Source organism: Moraxella nasibovis, from assembly GCF_029581575.1.
Taxonomy (GTDB): Bacteria; Pseudomonadota; Gammaproteobacteria; order Pseudomonadales; family Moraxellaceae; genus Moraxella; species Moraxella nasibovis.
In genome coordinates, this window is record NZ_CP089975.1 from 1,727,558 (window position 1) to 1,744,817 (window position 17,260).

At 47.6% G+C, this 17,260-nt stretch carries 17 protein-coding genes; 7 read left to right on the forward strand and 10 right to left on the reverse strand.

Going from position 1 to position 17,260, the window contains the following annotated elements:
* Positions 1 to 111 precede the first annotated feature (111 nt).
* Entirely contained in the window at positions 112 to 786 is a 675-nt protein-coding gene (locus tag LU290_RS08240) for an HAD family hydrolase (RefSeq protein WP_277808123.1), read from the forward strand.
* Between the two features lie 291 nt (positions 787 to 1,077).
* Here LU290_RS08240 and LU290_RS08245 read toward each other — a convergent pair whose 3' ends face one another.
* From LU290_RS08245 to LU290_RS08270, 6 genes are all read right to left on the reverse strand, one after another.
* Complete coding sequence (locus LU290_RS08245; protein WP_277808124.1) at positions 1,078 to 1,422, reverse strand: hypothetical protein; 345 nt, start codon at positions 1,420 to 1,422, stop codon at positions 1,078 to 1,080.
* Positions 1,419 to 1,727, reverse strand: coding sequence for a colicin D domain-containing protein (locus LU290_RS08250; RefSeq protein WP_277808125.1), 309 nt, complete (start codon positions 1,725 to 1,727; stop codon positions 1,419 to 1,421). Before LU290_RS08250 ends, LU290_RS08245 begins: the two co-directional genes overlap by 4 nt.
* Positions 1,728 to 1,871: 144 nt before the next feature.
* On the reverse strand, positions 1,872 to 3,503 hold the full coding sequence (locus LU290_RS08255; RefSeq protein WP_277808126.1) for an ABC1 kinase family protein: 1,632 nt from the start codon (positions 3,501 to 3,503) through the stop codon (positions 1,872 to 1,874).
* 5 nt (positions 3,504 to 3,508) lie between these two features.
* On the reverse strand, positions 3,509 to 4,123 hold the full coding sequence (locus LU290_RS08260) for an SCP2 sterol-binding domain-containing protein (protein ID WP_277808127.1): 615 nt from the start codon (positions 4,121 to 4,123) through the stop codon (positions 3,509 to 3,511).
* Positions 4,123 to 5,019, reverse strand: coding sequence for a bifunctional demethylmenaquinone methyltransferase/2-methoxy-6-polyprenyl-1,4-benzoquinol methylase UbiE (ubiE, locus tag LU290_RS08265; protein ID WP_277808128.1), 897 nt, complete (start codon positions 5,017 to 5,019; stop codon positions 4,123 to 4,125). The genes LU290_RS08260 and ubiE overlap by 1 nt, the downstream gene beginning before the upstream one ends.
* A 98-nt stretch (positions 5,020 to 5,117) precedes the next feature.
* Positions 5,118 to 5,846 carry an FFLEELY motif protein gene (locus tag LU290_RS08270; protein ID WP_277808129.1) on the reverse strand — a complete coding sequence of 243 codons (729 nt, stop codon included), beginning with the start codon at positions 5,844 to 5,846 and terminating at the stop codon, positions 5,118 to 5,120.
* Between the two features lie 305 nt (positions 5,847 to 6,151).
* Between LU290_RS08270 and LU290_RS08275 the strand changes: the two genes are divergently transcribed.
* Positions 6,152 to 7,741 carry an inorganic phosphate transporter gene (locus LU290_RS08275; protein ID WP_277808130.1) on the forward strand — a complete coding sequence of 530 codons (1,590 nt, stop codon included), beginning with the start codon at positions 6,152 to 6,154 and terminating at the stop codon, positions 7,739 to 7,741.
* A gap of 147 nt (positions 7,742 to 7,888) precedes the next feature.
* Here the strand turns inward: LU290_RS08275 and LU290_RS08280 are convergent, their stop codons facing one another.
* Positions 7,889 to 8,368, reverse strand: a complete 480-nt coding sequence (locus LU290_RS08280) for an MliC family protein (RefSeq protein ID WP_277808131.1) — start codon at positions 8,366 to 8,368, stop codon at positions 7,889 to 7,891.
* A 341-nt stretch (positions 8,369 to 8,709) separates the two neighbouring features.
* On the opposite strand from LU290_RS08280, the gene LU290_RS08285 reads away from it, so the two are divergent.
* The gene (locus LU290_RS08285; protein WP_277808132.1) at positions 8,710 to 9,729 is read left to right on the forward strand and encodes an NAD(P)H-dependent flavin oxidoreductase; all 1,020 of its coding nucleotides are present in this window, start codon (positions 8,710 to 8,712) and stop codon (positions 9,727 to 9,729) included.
* Positions 9,730 to 9,848: 119 nt separating this feature from the next.
* On the opposite strand, the gene nhaA is transcribed toward LU290_RS08285, so the two are convergent.
* Together nhaA and LU290_RS08295 are read right to left on the reverse strand one after the other, a co-directional pair.
* Positions 9,849 to 11,078, reverse strand: a complete 1,230-nt coding sequence (gene nhaA / locus LU290_RS08290) for a Na+/H+ antiporter NhaA (RefSeq protein WP_277808133.1) — start codon at positions 11,076 to 11,078, stop codon at positions 9,849 to 9,851.
* Positions 11,079 to 11,475: 397 nt separating this feature from the next.
* A complete protein-coding gene (locus tag LU290_RS08295) occupies positions 11,476 to 12,090 on the reverse strand; it encodes a TetR/AcrR family transcriptional regulator (protein ID WP_277808134.1) in 615 nt (204 codons plus the stop codon).
* Between the two features lie 310 nt (positions 12,091 to 12,400).
* On the opposite strand from LU290_RS08295, the gene LU290_RS08300 reads away from it, so the two are divergent.
* Both LU290_RS08300 and LU290_RS08305 read left to right on the forward strand, forming a co-directional pair.
* Entirely contained in the window at positions 12,401 to 13,579 is a 1,179-nt protein-coding gene (locus tag LU290_RS08300) for an acyl-CoA desaturase (protein ID WP_277808135.1), read from the forward strand.
* A gap of 153 nt (positions 13,580 to 13,732) precedes the next feature.
* A complete protein-coding gene (locus tag LU290_RS08305) occupies positions 13,733 to 15,193 on the forward strand; it encodes a protein adenylyltransferase SelO family protein (RefSeq protein ID WP_277808136.1) in 1,461 nt (486 codons plus the stop codon).
* A 132-nt stretch (positions 15,194 to 15,325) separates the two neighbouring features.
* On the opposite strand, the gene LU290_RS08310 is transcribed toward LU290_RS08305, so the two are convergent.
* Positions 15,326 to 15,829 carry a hypothetical protein gene (locus tag LU290_RS08310; RefSeq protein ID WP_277808137.1) on the reverse strand — a complete coding sequence of 168 codons (504 nt, stop codon included), beginning with the start codon at positions 15,827 to 15,829 and terminating at the stop codon, positions 15,326 to 15,328.
* Between the two features lie 374 nt (positions 15,830 to 16,203).
* On the opposite strand from LU290_RS08310, the gene ccoS reads away from it, so the two are divergent.
* On the forward strand, positions 16,204 to 16,377 hold the full coding sequence (gene ccoS, locus LU290_RS08315; protein ID WP_277808138.1) for a cbb3-type cytochrome oxidase assembly protein CcoS: 174 nt from the start codon (positions 16,204 to 16,206) through the stop codon (positions 16,375 to 16,377).
* Positions 16,378 to 16,395: 18 nt separating this feature from the next.
* Positions 16,396 to 17,256: a sulfite exporter TauE/SafE family protein gene (locus LU290_RS08320; RefSeq protein WP_277808139.1), complete on the forward strand. Its 861-nt coding sequence runs from the start codon at positions 16,396 to 16,398 to the stop codon at positions 17,254 to 17,256.
* The last annotated feature ends 4 nt before the right edge of the window (positions 17,257 to 17,260 follow it).

The window sequence follows — 17,260 nt, forward strand, 5'->3', positions numbered from 1 at the left end:
CATGGACTGCACTGTGCATATCCACCAAACCCAAAACAGCTCAGCTTTGGAGTGAAAATTTTGCCCCACGCAATCCACTCCAAGCCCCCAGCAAATAGACAGAGGTAAAATATGGCAAATTTGGCATTATTTGACTTAGACATGACCATGCTTGATGTGGATAGCGATCACAGCTGGGGGCAGTTTATTGTCAATAAAGGCTTGGTGGATGCAGCGGTATATAAGGACGCTAATGATAAATTTTACCAAGACTACATCGCAGGCACGCTTGATGCGGTGGAGTATAATGAATTTGTGGCGGCATTCTTGACCACCAAGACGATGGATGAGCTACACGCCTACCGTCAAGAATATCTGAATACTTGGATTGTCCCAAATATGCGTCCAAAGGCACAGGCACAAATCAACGCCCATAAAGAGGCAGGCGATACGGTGCTGGTCATTAGTGCGACCAATGATTTTTTGGTCAAGCCGATCGCCAATCTGTTCGGTGTGGATGATGCACATACACTGGCGACCGTGCTTGAGATTGCGGACAATCGCTACACAGGGCGTGTGGGCGGACGACCCAATTTTAAAGATGGCAAGCTGTATCATTTGGATAAATTTATCCAGTCTTGCCAAGATCAGGGGCTGAACTTTGAGCGGACGATTGCTTATTCAGATTCTAAAAATGACTTGCCACTTTTGTCGTTTGCCGATGAGGCGGTGTGCGTCAATCCCGATGAGATTTTAAGGGCTGAGGCGGTGCGTCAGGGCTGGCGGATTGAGGATTGGGCTTTGTGATGGCTGTAAGTCATGATCTGTAAGATGGTTCAAAGGTGTTGGTTGTGGCACGAAACCCAAAAAATTGAATGGGTTACACCATAATGCTGGGTTACGCTGTCACTAACCCAGCCTACAGGTCGAATTGTTCGGCGGTGATTTCTTGGGTTTCGGTCGTCATTACTATGCTCTCCGTTTTTGCCTACTAGGCATAAAAAAAACCTTTCGAATTCGAAAGGTTTTGGGTTTAAGTGATCAAAAACGCCATTTTTAAGGCATTTTTTATCGTCAATGCTTTGTATTTTAAGGGTTTTAAGGTCTGATCAATCCAACTGACTTTAACGCCTGCTCAACTTCTTTTTTAAATTGTGGGTCGTTAAATTGCTGTTCACTGCTTAAGCCGATTTTGATGGCTTGATTTACCAACACATTAAATTCTTGTTCGTCAATTTCTGCAATTTCACGGTCTGGCTCAAGTTCAAACCTATCACAGGCAGAAGAAATTACCCAATGGGCAATACCCTCTCTTTCATTAACATTGTCAGCAACGCCTTCTTTATGACGCTTAGACTCTAAGGCAAGATAGCCCCAAGAAAAATCCATAGCCGACATTTTTCCTTGTTGATATTCTAATGCATAATCAAGTAAAGCACTCAAAATAATACTCCGCTTTTAAGATAATTGGTTAATTGTGGCTTTTCACCGTCTTTAGGAATAAACGCTGTGATAAACTCACCTGTCTCTTTAAATACGACAGCAACCATCGTATCACTATTATAATACACAATACTGTTTTTTACATCACGATAAGTGCCTTTTGCAATGGTTTTTTCATCTGCCAAATGTGCCAAAATCGCTTGTTCGTACACCAACAAAGTATCGGCATTCTTTTTACTAATATCAATCCCAAAATCACTGGCGTGTTTAAACTTACGGTCAAGCTGTGAGCGTGTAAAGGTCATTTCACCAAATCGTGTGTTTTCAACCAGCCCGTAGGTTGGGTTGAGCTTGCGAAACCCAACAAAATCAATGAGTTACATCTTAAATATTGGGTTTTACATTCATTCAACCAAACCCACCCCATCTCCAAGATAAGCTTAACATCCTCACACCAACACTCGCCAAACCACAAAACCCACCGCAAGCAGATGAAAAATCACACCCACCCACCAAATCGGCACGGTCAGGCCAATAGCAATAAATGTGATAAACCCACCCAAAGCAATCCAATCATGGCGTTTTTGGTTGAGAAAATCTGCTCGTAGAGCTTGGAGTTCTCGCAGTTCTTTGTCTTGTCTTGCCCCAAGCGTCGCCATAGACTGCACGCCTTGGCTGATGAGTTTGGGCAGTTCGGTGGTGGAAAGTAGTAGCTCTGGCGCTTTGGCTTTGATGTCGTTAAGGTTTTTGACAGGATCGAGCTGATCTTTGACCCATGCTGTCAAAATCGGCTTGGCAAGCGACCAGATGTCAAGCTGTGGATACAGCTCACGCCCCAAGCCTTCAACATGAACGAGCGTCTTTAATAGCAGCATGAGCTGTGGCGGAATGCTCATCTGATGACGGCGAGCGATGTTTAAAATCTCAAACAAAATCCCAGCAAAGTCCAGCTCGCTCATCGGCTTGGATACCATTGGGCTGACCGTGCGAGCCATGTCTTTGATGAGTGCGTGCTTGTCGGTAGATGGCGGTATCCAGCCTGCCTGTGCGATGATGTCCACCAGCGTGGTATAGTTGCCATTCATTACAGACAATAGCAGGCGTGCCACCACCAGCTGATCTTCACGGCTCATCTCGCCCATGATGGCACAATCTAGCCCCAGATAGCGTGGATTTGCCACCGCAGTACCGTCTGGCAGAGTCTCCACAAAGATGTTGCCAGGGTGCATGTCAGCATGGAAAAAGTTATCACGAAAGACTTGGGTAAAAAAGATGGTCAAGCCGTTTTTGGCAAGTTCGGCACGGTCATAGCCCAGTTTGTCAAATTGATCAGTCTTAGAAATCGGTACGCCAAAAATCCGCTCAGACACCATCACGGACGGACTTGCCAAATACACTTCTGGCACATAAATCAGCCGTGAGCCTGTAAAATTATTCCGCATTTTGGTGGCGTTGGCAGACTCTAGGGTCAAATCCAGCTCGTTTAGCATGATTTGCCGATATTCTTCCACAATATCAATGACATGCACCGCACGAGCCGCCTCCATGCGAGCCGACAGCCAAGCAGCCATCTCACGCAATAGCTCAAAATCAGCAATGATGACCGCCTTAATGTCAGGGCGTACGACCTTGACGACCACTTCACGCCCATCATGCAAGGCGGCGGTGTGTACCTGAGCGATACTGGCGGCGGCAAGTGGCTTGTCGTCAAATCTGGCGAACAGCTCACTGATGGGTTTGCCAAGTCCTGTTTTTGGCTGTTCAATTTGTGATTTGACAATACTGACATCAAAAGGGGCGACTTTGTCCTGTAAAAGCGACATCTGGGCGATGATGTCAGGGGGGAGTAGGTCGGAGCGAGTGGAGAGCAGTTGCCCAAGTTTTAAAAACAGCGTTCCCATCTCTTCAAGGGCAAGCTTAATCCCTAGCGGATTGTGCGATTTGCCAATGCCAGCTGGGTGCAGACGAATCAGCCGAGCCAGTGGTGCAAGCTCTGGCACATCGGCAAAATGGGTGTCAAGGCGGTATTTGGCGGCGATACGGTATAGGGATAGTAGGCGGTTTTTGTGAGAGATGAGCATGGCGGTTAGGTTGGTTGATTTTGTAGGGCGGCTAGGCGTGCTTTTTCACGCTCAATGTCGGCAGTCAGGCGGAGCAGTTCTTGCTTTTTTTGGCTGATGGCGTCATCAAGCGGATGGGTTTTGGGCAGTGCCAGTGCGTCCATCAAGAGTGATTTGACCGATGACAACACAGGCGAGATGACAGGCGACAGCTCTTGGCTGACCAGATAAGCATAACTGCCAGCGTTTTTGCCGATGAGAGTTTCAAGGTTTAGTAGTTCTGGGCGAAAATTTTCTGCCAGTGCCTTAATTTGCATGAGTACCTTGTAGTCGCCTTTGATGGGCAGATTGCCAGTAGAGTCTTGCATGAGTGCCAGTAGCTGCTGTGGTGTGGCGACATGGAGCGTGCAGTCAGGCTGACAGACGACTCCGCCTTGTGGTTCAAATAGACTTTGGCTGACTGACTCAAATCGCAGATGATCATCACAAAACAGCACATCCAAAGACAAATTTGGCTCGTCTATGATGACACGCAAGGTCTTGCCTGACAAAGTTGCCAGCTGTGTCTGACTCATCGGATCACAGCCAAGCGTGCCATTGATGGCACGCTCAGCCAGTCCTAATGCTAATACACCAATCATCAGCGAGCCTTAAAGCCACGATGTACCGCCACGATACCGCCTGTTAAGTTGTGATAATCACAATTAACAAAGCCTGCTTGCTCCATCATGCCTTTTAAGGTAGCTTGGTCTGGGTGCATACGGATACTTTCGGCAAGATATTGGTAGCTTTCAGAGTCGCCTGCCACGATTTTGCCCATCAGTGGCAGGGCGGTGAATGAATACAAATCGTAAGCCTTTGAGAGCGGTTCAAAGACAGGTTTGCTAAATTCTAGCACAAGCAGTCGCCCACCAGGTTTTAGCACACGGTGCATGGCTTCTAGGGCTTTTTGCTTGTCGGTAACATTTCTAAGACCAAAGCTGATGGTGACCAAGTCAAAACTTTCATCATCAAATGGCTCAAGCGTCTCGGCATTGGCAAGCACAAAATCCACATTATTACAGCCTGCGTTAATCAGGCGAGTGCGACCGACTTCAAGCATGGCTTCGTTAATGTCGGACAATACCACACGCCCAGAGCGACCGACTTCACGGCTAAATACTTTTGCCAAATCGCCTGTACCGCCAGCAATGTCTAGCACCGACTGACCAGAATGCACGCCTGTTAAGCTGATGGCATAGCGCTTCCACAGTCTGTGAATGCCAAAGCTCATCAAGTCGTTCATGATGTCGTATTTGGTGGCGACAGAAGTAAAAACTTCGGCGACTTTGTGCTGTTTTTCTTTGGCATCGACGGTCTGATAACCAAAATGCGTGGTCGCACCGATGTTCTCAGAATAGCGATCGCTTTGGGGGGCATCGCTGGCAGGGGTTTGCATGGCGGCTTGACCTTGCGGTGTGCCAGTTGGCAAGATGTTTGGGTTGGTGAAGGTGTCGCTGTTTTGGGCGTTGTTGTCAATGCTGTTGTCGTGGCTCATGATGTTTTCCAAAATTCTCTTAAAAAATCCTTGTAATGATACCACTAATCCGCCAATTTTCCTACACCATAATACAAACAATCCAAAAATCCGCCAAATCAGCCAAAAATACGCCCTTGCGTGTGAATGCGTGCGATGGTGGCAAGCTCGGTTTGGCTAAATGGCGTGGTAAAATCGTCAATGTTTTTGATGGTTTTGATGGCAAATAGCCCATCGTGAATGAAGTCGTACAAAGGCTGGTAGCCGTGCTGATAAGCGGTGTTTTTCGCCAGTTTAAAGGCTTTTTGCAATAAAAACGAATTGAACTGCTGATAAGACGCTTGGCATACGGTGGTGATGTCGTGGATTTGGGCAATGCGTGCGTCTTTGGTGTTTAGGGTTTGATAGGCGGTAATCATCAGCTCATCAGTGATGCCATTTTCTATAAATGCTTGATAATACTTGGGATTTTGGTGGATAAATTGGGCGACTTGTAGGTCAAGCTCAATCGCTAGGACGGCGGATTTGACACCCAAAATGCCTGTGGCAAGCGTGTTTTTTGGGATGAGTTTTTCAAGGCGACCTGAGCCATTTAGGGCATTGTTACCTGCGGTCAAAAGCTGTTTGGCGAGTATGTCAAAATCTTTGTCGCCATAAATGCGATCAATCAGATAGTGTGCCAGTGGTGCGGTGTTTGGGCTGGTAAATAAGGCGTGGTTGCTTTGGTGGATGCGCTGTTTTTGCCATGCTTGCACCGCCAAAAATACCGCCCTAAGCTCATCATCGCTGTGGTGTGGCAGGGCCTGATAGGCATTGAGCGTATCTACAAGAGATTGAATTTGCGACATAAAGCATCCTTTGAATAATAGTCTTTGATGATGGTCTTAGTGATGATGGGTTAATGTTGGGCTGATGTGGCAAATTTCAATACGCATAAATCTGCTGTGATGAGCTTGTACAATTTGATAAAAAAATGACAAAAAATGGTTAATTTTCTGACAATATGTTAAAATTGTCATAAAACTGTCATGTTCGTGGGATAAAATGCCGCAGTGTTCATTGGGCAGTTTATTTTTTGTCATTATTCAGGATTAAAACACCCAAAGTCACTTTTGGTGCTTAATCAAGTCTTTTTAAGTCTTTTGGCGGATTTATGGTAAATTCAGCAAAACAAACCACGCCGATGTGGGCAAATGTGTTTTTTGCGCTACTGCTGGCGGCAGTTTGTGTTTATTTTGCATTCTGGGGGCTGGCGTACACAGCTCATCAGCAGGTCTTGCTGTTCATGGTGGCAAGTTTCTTTGGCATCTTTATGGCGTTCAACATCGGCGGTAACGATGTGGCAAATTCGTTCGGCACTTCGGTGGGCGCAGGCACGCTGACGGTAACGCAAGCCCTTGCTGTGGCAGCGATTTTTGAGGTGTCGGGTGCCGTGCTGGCGGGTGCTGCGGTGACAGACACGATTCGTAGCGGCATTGTGGACATTGGCGGCCTTGGCGTGACGCCAAATCAGTTTATCTATCTGATGCTCTCAGCGCTGGCGGCAGCGGCATTTTGGCTGCTATTTGCCACCAAAAAAGGTCTGCCAGTCTCGACCACGCACGCCATCATCGGCGGCATCGTAGGTTCAAGCATCGTGCTTGGCATCAGCATGGGCGGCACAGACCTTGCTTTTTCTACCGTTAAATGGTCAAAAATCGGTGAAATCGCCATCTCGTGGGTGGCATCACCCCTGCTTGGCGGCGTCTTGTCATACATCTTATATAGCCTGATTAAGCGCAATATCTTGGCATATAACGAAAAGGTTGAGGTGCGTGTCAAAGAGCTAAAAGCGCAGAAAAAGCTGTTAAAGCGTGAGCAAAAAGAACACTTTGAAAGCCTAAGCGACGACGACAAGCTGCCGTACACCACCGCCCTACTGCGTGACCAAGAGGCGTTTAGTGAGGGCGAATGCCACCGAGATGAGCTAGAAACGGACTATTACCGCTCGCTGCATGACATCGAAAATGAACGCAGCAGCATGGATACACTGAAAGCTTTGAAAACTTGGGTGCCGCTCATCGCTGCACTGGGTGCGGTCATCATGACGGCGATGGTGGTATTTAAGGGTCTGTCTAATACAGGTCTAAATCTGTCTCCGCTGCACGCCTGCCTTGTGATGGGTATGATCGGTGCGATGGTGTGGCTTACCGCCTTTATCTACACCAAGACCATTCGTGGCAAGCACAAAGAGGACTTGGGCAAGGCAACCTTCATCATGTTCAGCTGGATGCAGGTGTTTACAGCGTGTGCCTTTGCGTTCAGTCATGGTTCTAATGACATCGCCAATGCGGTCGGTCCCTTTGTGGCGATTTTGGATGTGATCAAAGAAAACGCCATCGCCGCCAAAGCCACCGTGCCTGCACCTGTCATGCTGACCTTTGGTGTGTCGCTCATTGTCGGACTGTGGTTCATCGGCAAAGAAGTCATTCAGACAGTCGGTACCAACCTTACCGAAATGCACCCAGCATCAGGCTTTGCCGCAGAGCTTGCGGCGGCGGCAGTGGTCATGGGCGCATCAAGCCTTGGTATTCCTGTATCAAGCACACACATTTTGGTCGGTGCAGTCCTTGGTATCGGCGTGGTGAACAAAAACACCAACTGGAAACTGATGAAACCCATCGGTCTGGCATGGATCATCACCCTGCCCGCAGCAGCTGGCATGAGCGCACTACTATTCTTATTGCTAAGCAACATTTTATAAGCCGCACTCACCAAAACCTCGCCAAGAGACTTGCTTGGCGGGGTTTTTAGATTACCAGCCTATAGCCACATGACACCCATCAAAAAAACGCAAACCAACCTGATTTGCGTTTTTTATTAAAGGCATGATTAAATCATCAGATCAATATTAAGATGCGACCACAGGTGCTTTGTGCTTGTGTGGCTTTTTGTCAAATTTGACTCTTTCGCAGTTAAGCTCTGTCGTGACATTTTTGGCATCCTTCACAGACAGCACGCCGATATTGCCCTTGCTGTGCCATTCGTATTTGGCAGAAGCATTGACATCATTGACAAAACGCTCGCCAGACGCCGCAGGTGCAGCTTTCATGTCCACTGACACCTCATTTAGGTTCCAAGATGGTGCGTTGATGCGTGTTTTGATCAGGTCATGCTCTGGCACATGATGCACTTTGATGGCAGCGTCGTTTTCACACTGGAACGCCTGGAAGTGACCACGCTCACCCTTTTTCTCGCCTTTGTGGTGCTTATGCTTTTCTACATGGTGATGGTGCGCCTTGCCCTTGTCAGCGACGGGTGCTGTGGTGCTGGCACAGCCAGTCATAACCAATGCAGAAACAACACCAGTTGCAATCAATAATTTTTTCATGATAAATTCCTTTGAATGAGTTAAAATCAGGACAGCGAATAAAATGGACAAATCCCTGAAAATGAGATTTATTTCCAAAATTCAATTTTTAGTATAACGCAAAATCTCGCTAAAATTGTTACAAAATTGCACATAATTATGGTGAAATTGTATACAAACTCTCAAATTGATGGTGTGGCTTGCTGACACTTGCTTAATATGAGCATCAAGCAAATAAATGGTGGTTATTTTAGCGGTTATTTTGCACATTGCTGTCTTTATGAACCGCCTTTATGATGGTATGATGATGGCATCTTGGCGTATTGTCAATTCAGCTTTAATATAAACTTTAAGGAGCGGGTATGAGCGCATTTATGGAAAAACTGGCATTAACCACCCCCATCATTCAAGCACCGATGGCAGGCGCAAGCAATGCCGACTTTGTGGCAAAGGCATGTCAGCTTGGTGTATTGGGCTCGCTTGGGGCGGGCATGATGTCGCCAAGCCAAATCAAAGATGAGATCGGTCGCATCAAGGCGCAGACATCTGCCGCTTTTAATGTCAATCTGATGATCCTAGACGAACAGCTGACCGAACACTATGCCGCCCCCATGCCATCTTGGCTGTCAGAGCTTTATGATGAGCTTGGCGTCACACCGAGCATGGATGCAAAGCCTGCACACACCTTTGCCGAGCAATTTGCCGTGCTGCTTGATGAGCCTGTGCCTGTGGCAAGCTTTACTTTTGGGATTTTAAGCCAAGCGCAAGTTGCAGCCTTGCATGAAGTCGGCACACTGGTGGTCGGGACGGCAAACACACCAGATGAAGTGCAGGCGTGGCAGGCTGTGGGTGCGGATGCGGTGGTGGTGCAAGGTGCTGGCGCTGGCGGTCATCAAGGCGGCTGGCTGGATGTGGATGGCAAAAAGACAGACACCTTGACGCTATTAAAGCTTGCCAAAGCCAGCTCAGACATCACTCTCATCGCCACAGGTGGCATTGCCAGCCGTGAAGATGTACGGTGTATGCTAGATGGTGGCGCAGATGCTGTGGCGGTGGGTACGACATTTTTAACCACCCAAGAAAGCCCGATCAGCCCACTTTGGAAGGATAAATTATTACAAGCCAAAGCATCAGATACTCGGCTGACTCGCCTATATTCTGGCAAATGGGCAAGGGGCATAGAGACAGACTACATGCGCCGCTTTGCCGATAAAGACAATGATAGCCTGCCCACCTACCCCACCCTAAATGCCATGACCAAGTCGCTAAGGGCGCACGGAGCAAGCAACAAAAATACCGATTATATGTCGCTTTGGTGTGGCGTTGGTGTGGCAAATTGCCGTGATGAGAGCATGGAGACGCTGATAAAAAGGCTCAGCTAGTGCTTTTATCTTAGCGCCCTTTTGTTTTGATACTCTTTACAATGACCGTTAGCGCAAAAAAACGGAATAGACTTTGAACCTCTTCCGTTTTTATTACTCTTACCTTAAGTCAAGCTCAATCAATGTTTTTTAAGCTCATCTGTCCCCAGATACATGTCATTGCTCTCGGCAAGTGTTGGGTTATCGGCATCTTTGATATTGCGACGCAGCACCAAATAGCCTACGATGCCTGCGATGAGTGAGCCGCCAATGATGCCAATTCGGGGGTCAAATTCCTCTGGAACGCCGCCAAAGGCAAGCCCTGAGATGAACAAACTCATGGTAAAGCCGATACCACAAAGCATGGAGACGCCATAAATTTGCATCATGGTTGTGTCTTTTGGCAAGCTTGCCATTTTGGTTTTTAAAGCAAGGAATACCGCACCCATGACGCCCACCTGTTTACCAATAAATAAACCTGCGGCGATGCCCAGTGGCACAGGATGTAGTAGACTGCTGATGCCTGCCCCAGCCAGCGACACGCCCGCATTGGCGAAGGCAAACAGTGGCAAAATCCCAAACGCCACCGTATTATGCAAGTCATGTTCAAGCTCTTCAAGTGGCGAATGTTCTGGGTCTTTTTTGTTTTTTAGCGGGATAAAAAACGCCAATGCCACACCCGCCAAAGTCGCATGAATGCCCGACTTTAATAGCGCCGCCCACATGATTAGTCCGATGAAAAGATAAGGTGTGATTCGCACGACATTCATACGATTTAAAATAAACAGCGGCACAAGGCACGCAAGCGCAATCCCTAACGATGCCAACGACAAATCAGCAGTATAAAACAGCGCAATGATGACAATCGCACCGATGTCATCAAAAATGGCAATCGACACCAAAAATACCTTCAACGCATTAGGCACTTTATTGCCCAAAAGGCTCAGCACACCCAAAGCGAAGGCGATGTCGGTCGCCGCAGGAATCGCCCAGCCCGCCAGATGCTCGCTGTTATTGTAGTTAAATGCAGCATAGATGGCAGCAGGCACGACCATACCACCGACCGCACACAAAGCAGGCAAAATGATCTGCTTTATGTCAGAAAGCTCGCCGATGAGCGCTTCTCGCTTTAATTCAAGCCCTACCAAAAAGAAAAAAATCGCCATCAGACCGTCATTGATCCAGTGGTGAGCATCTTTGGCAATCTCAAATGCCCCAATCTGCACAACAACAGGCGCATGAATGAAAGCATCATAGAATGTATGCAAAGGCGAGTTGGCGACGATCATCGCAAGAATGGCAGCAAGCGCAAGGATAATCCCCCCTGCGGCTTCGAGTTCAAAAAAAGACTTAATGCGGTTCATCGGCATGGCTGTATCTCTTATCGTAGGCGTTGTCGGTGAATGTCAAATTAAAAAATTAAAATATGAAAGTTAAATATAGCACAACAAAATGTGTCAAGATTTACTGATTTGCCATGTCATTCAAACAAGATGAGCGCCTGCATCAAGCTTGCTTGCACTGGCTCATCTTAATTATTGCTGTCACTTAGTGACTGATGGCTATGGGCATATATCAAAAAACCTTTCACAAGGTTAGCAATATATCACAAAAACTGATGAGGCTAAATGATTTTTGCGATATTTATAGCAAAAAGTTACAAAAAACCTATCGATAGGATAAAAAGTGGACAGTTATGACCTAAGATCATGAATTGATGACAAATGATGTCGGCAAATGGCAAATAAATGGCAAATCAAGCATTCATCAAGACGCTGCATCATTGTTAGGATACATCTTTGGCAGATCAAGCAGCTGCTGCACAAAGGCAAATTTTAAGGTCTCTCGACTGCCCAAATAACGCTGATAAAAGCTAGAATTTAACAGCCCTGCGCCGCCCTGACCCACCGCCCAAATCAGCGCCACATAGTCACGCACCGCCATGGCACTATTTTGCTCATGCAGATACTGCTCGGCAATCTCCATCAGCCGTTTCATGCGCTCTCGACGCACCTGATACAGCTCGCCAAAGACCTTGTTTAACCCCACCGAAGTGCCAGCCAGCCGCTCTTCGATGTGATTAAACAGCATCGCACGCTGTGGCAGTCTGAGCTGCAAAAGCGCCATGCGTGCCACACCAGCGCCCGCACCATCTTGCGTCATGTTCATGCGCAACAGCCTACGCTCATAGTCGATCAAAATACGCAGCAAAAGCTCATCTTTACTGGCAAAATGCTTATACAGCGTACCCTTCGCCAAATCCAGATGCTGCGCCAAGCTGTCAAGCGTCAAATCTCCCTCGCCAGACTCTAAAATAAGTTGTTCGGCAGTTTCTAGAATCTTCAACTCTCGTATTTCAAATAATTCCTTGCGATTTGGCATAAGTATCCTTGCGCAAGCCATACACTCAGACCTGCTTAGTTTTTAACCTTGATAAAATTCTCAAAAAGTCCAAAAATTATAGCAAACTCAACTGACGAAAAACAGCCATTTATGTATAAAAATTTCATAGCATCATCAGCCTGTCACATCTTCTTTAATTTTAACAAACCCAAATGTAGCCACCATAAAAAATCACACACCACATACATTCATCATTTGATGTGAATAAATGTTCACTTTTATCAATTTTTCAGCTATAATAGTAAATAGTAGCATCACTTTTATTAATTTTGACCAACAGGACATTGCCATGAGCGTCGAAAGAAATCCACAAACCTTTGACAACCCCCCGATTAACTGGGTGCCCGCCATCGTCTTGTTGTCCACTCCGATACTTGCCCTTGTGCTTGTGCCTTGGTACTTGTGGACACATGGCATCAATCCTGCCGTATGGACGGCGTTTGCGTTTTTTATGGCATGGACAGGGCTGTCGATCACCGCAGGCTACCATCGTCTGTGGGCGCACAAGGCGTATGATGCCCATCCGATCGTGAAGTACTTTTTGTTGCTTGGGGCGACTTTGGCGGTGCAAAGCTCGGCTTTTGACTGGTGCTCTGGGCATCGCACGCACCATCGCCATGTCGATGATGTCTATGACGACCCATACTCATCAAAGCGTGGATTTTGGTTCAGTCACATGGATTGGATGCTGCGCAAATACCCAAGTGGTCAATATGACTACAAAAACATCCCCGACCTAAAAAAAGACAAGGTTCTACAAATCCAGCATAAATACTACGGTCTATGGGTGGTATTGACCAATGTCTTGGTGGTGGGTCTGGCGGGTCTTTTGACTGGCGACATGCTTGGCACTTTCATCATCGCAGGTCTTTTGCGCATGGTGCTGACGCATCACTTTACTTTTTTCATCAATTCGCTGTGTCATATGTTCGGCACTCGCCCTTATACAGATGAAAACACCGCACGAGACAACCCAATTTTGGCGATTTTCACTTGGGGTGAAGGCTATCATAATTACCACCATTATTTCCAATACGACTATCGCAATGGCGTCAAATGGTGGCAATACGACCCGACCAAATGGTTCATCAGTATCCTTTCAAAAGTCGGTCTTGCCAAAGACTTAAAGCGTGTCGATGATGTCACCATCAAGCACGCCGAAGTCACCATGCAGTTTAAGCGTGCCCAAGAGCGCATCGCTCAAGGCGGCGAGATGAGTTTGGACGAGCGTTTGGCAGTATTCAAAGAGCGCATCAGCGCAGAATATGACGCTTTCATGCAGACCGTCGAGGAATGGCACGCCCTAAAAGCCAAGTCGGTCGAGCTAAAACGCACCGAATTTGCCAACCGTCTGCATGAGGCCGACGAAAAGCTCAAAGAGCAATTTGCTCAAATCGAGGCACAAATTTTGGCGCACAGCGAACGCATCGAGCACGCTTATTTGCACCTAAAAGGCAAATCCGCCTAATGCTCAGAATCCCTACATCTGGTTTCTCCTTACCCTTTATCTGCATGATAAAGGGTCTTTTTTATGGTACAATTTTGGTGATTTTAAGATTTTATATCATCAATTTTGCCTACAAGGGCATCAAATCCACCCAGCCAACATTAAGCCTAGCACATGAAACACCATCACCACTACCTGACGCTCAATCCCGCCTTATACCACCGCCAAGACGCAATGCCGCTTGACAACCCAAGACTCATGCATTTTAATCACGCACTGCATGAGACTTTGAGCGACTCACCTGTCGATAAGGTGGATTGGCGGCGTGTCATCGGCGCTGATAATGCTGCCTTTCCCAATGAATTTCAGCCCCTAGCCATGGTCTATGCTGGGCATCAGTTTGGGCAGTGGGCAGGACAGCTGGGCGACGGACGAGGACTGCTGCTTACGCAAGTGTTTGATAAACAAGGCAAATTACAAGATTTACACCTAAAAGGCGCAGGCAAAACCCCTTTTTCTCGCTTTGGCGATGGGCGTGCGATGATAGACAGCACCGTGCGTGAGTATCTTGGCAGTCATGCACTGTCCATGCTTGGTGTGCCAAGCTCAAATGCGCTTGGCTGCGTTGTCTCAGACACGCCAATCATGCGTCAGCAGATGGTGCGGGCGGCGGCACTTCTGCGAGTGAGCGACTGCCATGTCAGACTTGGGCATTTTGAGTGGCTGGCGGTGTATCATCCCGAGCTGTTTGGCGAGTTTAGTTATCAGATGATGGCGGCATATTATCCAAAGATTGACAGATACGACATCGATGAGTTTTTGCGTCAGGTGTGTAAAAACACCGCCAAGCTCATCGCCAAGTGGCAGCTTGTCGGTTTTAGCCATGGTGTCATGAATACGGACAATCTGAACATCACAGGTACGACGCTCGACTTTGGTCCGTTTGGCATGATGGAGCGTTTCAATCCCAGTTGGATCAACAACCACTCCGATCATCACGGTCGCTACACTTATCAAAATCAGCCGACCATCGGACATTGGAATTTGCAGCGCTGGCTTGCCTGCTTTGAGCTGCTGTCTGTCAAGGATTCGGTGATGGCGGACTGCCTAGATGCTTATAAGACGACGCTACACGACAGCTATGATGAGGGCATTTGCCAGAAAATTGGGCTACCCAAAGACAGCACAAGCCTTTCTTTGGCGTATGAATTTGTCGGCTTATTAAAAACTTATGAGCTTGATTATACCAACAGCTTTCGTGCGCTTGCCGCCTTACTCGATGATGGCTGTGCGCATGAGCAAGCACTGCTGGCGACGCTGAATGATGAGCTAAGGCACCAAGAGCATGGATGGGAGCGATGGCAAGACTGGTTGGCACGCCATCAGGCACACATGCGCCATACCACAAGCACGCAAGAAAGCGTGCAGAAAATACGCCAAACCAACCCTGTTTATATTCTAAGAAACGCCATGGCAGAGCGCGCCATTCAAGGCGCTCTTGATGATGATTTTTCTGAGATGGCAAGGCTCTTTGAGCTGCTCAGCCGCCCTTTTGATGTACAAAGCATCGCCGTCAAGGACGACACCACGCCGACTCACCGCCACGACATGACGCCTGTTAGCTGCATGTCTTAGGCTTGAACTTAGGCTTGGCAACACACCCAAAAATCACTAAGGGCTAACAAGGGTAATGCCAAAAGCCACCCCTGTCAGCCCCATCTTTGCCAGCAAATGAGCAAACGAACGCCTTAAAATACGCTTATGCACCTATCTGACTGGCACCAGATGAATGGCGTTTTGCATGGCGATGATTTTAAGGTCGCTGCCCTGCCGCTCAAAGCCATAGACATCACTAAGCATCCACATCACTTCATCGATGAGCTCGCTGGTGCATTCGCCATTTTGTCTGGTTGAGCGGTCGATGAGCAGCTTTTCATTGGACAAATCGTGCGTATTAAAAGTCACCAAAATCCGCTCGCAGCCATCATAAAACTCGCCCTTACCAGTGCCAAATTCTCGTAAATCAAGCATCAAATCGCCGTCAATGTCTCGCCCATTCATGCTGACCACTCGCCATTGACCCGTCATGAATTGCTCGGTTGCTTTGGTCTTACCCATGGTAACGGCTGCCGTCGGCATGGTCGCAATCGGTGCGGCTGTCGTTTGTGTCGCACTGTCTTTACCCGTAGGCGCTGGGCTGTCACAAGCAGCCAAAAATAACAAAGATGCCGCAAGCACCGTCGGCACTCGCCACTGTTTTATATCAATCATATCTTTTCTTTATGGTCTTTTTGATTTTTATGCTCAGCACTTCAAATGGCATCTCAAAGCGCAATAATAATAAAGCATGTCAAATTCAAATACACTCACTAAAATAAACTCAATATTTATCCTTTTGAGTATCAAGCATTTTTACAAAAAAGGCAAGACAAAACCCCATGCTTTTGGTTGTAATTTTGTAGTCAAAGATTTTAGTTAGACTTTTAAATTCTTTGGTGCGTCGTCCTTATGCTCCAAAGTCAACATCCTCATGCCATTTGATGGATAGTATGTTATAATAATCATTCATCATTTGGCACAACAAGACAGCCGTCAAGCAAGCGTTATCAAGCGAGCATGGCTGGCGAAACTGCAACAGGAACGCCATGTTAAGCATTTATCTACTCATTCCATTAAGTCTCATGCTCTTTGTGGTGGCGATTTGGGCGATTTGGTATGCGGTGAAGTCAAACCAGTTTGAAGATCTGGACAATGCCCCAGAACAAATCATCTTAGACGACCGTCAAGAACGCCGCAAACTTCACAAACAACTCAAATAAGCACTTAGGGCTACTTTTATGACCATGACTCTTTTATTGGCTGCGCTCGCCATGGGATTTTTTGGGTCGCCACATTGCTTGGGCATGTGCGGCGGCATTGTTGCCGCTTTTGGTATCTCGATGAGAGACCTAAGCCCAAGCAAGCGTCGAGCGCTCATCATCACCTATCACATCGGCAGACTCATCAGCTACATGATGCTTGGCGTCATCGCAAGCCTTATTGGCAGCCAAGTCATTGCACCATTTTTGACGGACAATGCCCTACCCAGAATTCTGCTGGGCGGTGCGCTGATTTTTGCCGCCCTGCTGATGCTCGGCGTACCTGTGCTAAATCGCCTTGAAAAACTAGGCTTGGGACTTTGGAATCGACTCTCGCCCATCCGCCAAAAAGTCCTGCCCATCAACAGCCTGCCCAAAGCAATGGGCGCAGGGATGCTGTGGGGGCTTTTGCCGTGCGGCTTGGTATATGGCGCGCTTGTCATGGCGGTCAGCACAGCAGCCACGCAAGTCGATGCCTTGTCTGGCGCGGTATTCATGCTGTTTTTTGGACTGGGTACACTCCCCATGCTCATCGCCACCGACTCCATGATCGCTTTTTTGCAAAAAATGGTGGCAAAATTTAACCTGCGTCAATTCAGCGGCGTACTCATGCTCATCTCAGGGCTTTCGGTCGCCCTATCGCCTGCCATCATGCACGCCATGCATGGGCATGATCACACAGCGCACGCCCATCACAGCACGCACGACCACACCAGTCATCACGGCACACGCGACCATGCCACGCACAGCGAGCACAACCATCACAGCCCCGACCACAATCATAGCGACCACAGCCACAGTACGCACACAAATCATACAGACACGCACAGCCATCACTAAAAAG